This is a genomic window from Bartonella sp. AA89HNZF (assembly GCF_042196905.1).
GTDB lineage: Bacteria > Pseudomonadota > Alphaproteobacteria > Rhizobiales > Rhizobiaceae > Bartonella.
In genome coordinates, this window is the sequence record NZ_JBHIRD010000086.1 from 1 (window position 1) to 928 (window position 928).

At 40.7% G+C, this 928-nt stretch carries 1 protein-coding gene and 1 pseudogene; both read left to right on the top strand.

Features of this window, described 5'->3' with window-relative positions:
- Nucleotides 1-253 (top strand): annotated as a pseudogene (locus tag ACFIN0_RS09820) (recombinase); the annotation flags it as partial.
- A gap of 1 nt (nucleotide 254) precedes the next feature.
- Entirely contained in the window at nucleotides 255-878 is a 624-nt protein-coding gene (locus tag ACFIN0_RS09825; protein ID WP_375672249.1) for a lambda exonuclease family protein, read from the top strand.
- The last annotated feature ends 50 nt before the right edge of the window (nucleotides 879-928 follow it).

The window sequence follows — 928 nt, forward strand, 5'->3', positions numbered from 1 at the left end:
GCAAATCAAACAATTAATAAACATCACTCAAACAGAAGAAGAAAAAGTGCTTGATTATGCACAAGTCGACAGGCTTGAAGATCTTCCTGATGAAGTAGCACAAAGGATTTTGGATGTTTTGCAAAAGAGACAGCATGAAAAAGAACAATCTTTCCTACAACAAAAGCAAATAGAGGCGCCTATACAAGATGCCGAATATATTCACGTCCAAGATATAGAATATGCACCACAAGAACAAAGAACGGCGGTGTGAGATGGAACAAAGAACAGCAGAATGGTTTCAAGCGCGCTTGGGTAAAGTCACCGCATCTAATGTTTACAACATTATCAGTAAGACAGCAAAAGGATTGCCTACGAGCAAATATGAAGACTACAAAATCAAACTCATAACAGAGCGCTTAACAGGCGAAACAAGCCCTTATTATGAAACTGAAGATATGAGATGGGGTATCGAACATGAAGATGATGCCTTGAGAGAATATGGCTTCATTCATGATGCCAATATAACAAAGTGCGGCTTTATCCAACACCCCACAATAGAAATGGCGGGGGCTAGCCCCGATGGTCTCATTGGAGAAGACGGTTTAATCGAAGTCAAATGCCCGAGATCAGTAACACATATGCGCTTTTGTATAGGTGATGAAATCAAACCAGAATATCACGCACAAATGCAATTCCAAATGGCTTGTACAGGACGAAAATGGTGTGATTTCGTAAGTTATGATCCACGTTTTACGGGGGAATTCTTTCACTTACGCATGAAAGTCAAGCGTGTTCTCCGTGATGATCAACAAATTGAACAGATCAATCAAGCTGTTGAAACCTTTTTAGCAGAGATAGAACGAGAGATAAAACAACTCTCAACAAAAGCTGCTTAACCTTATGGGGGTGTTTTGTTCCCCGCATATCTACGAGCACCCCCACCCTT

Bases quoted from the DNA above. Each gene is read 5' to 3' on its own strand.
- ACFIN0_RS09825 (WP_375672249.1), top strand. From the start codon at position 255: ATGGAACAAAGAACAGCAGAATGGTTTCAAGCGCGCTTGGGTAAAGTC.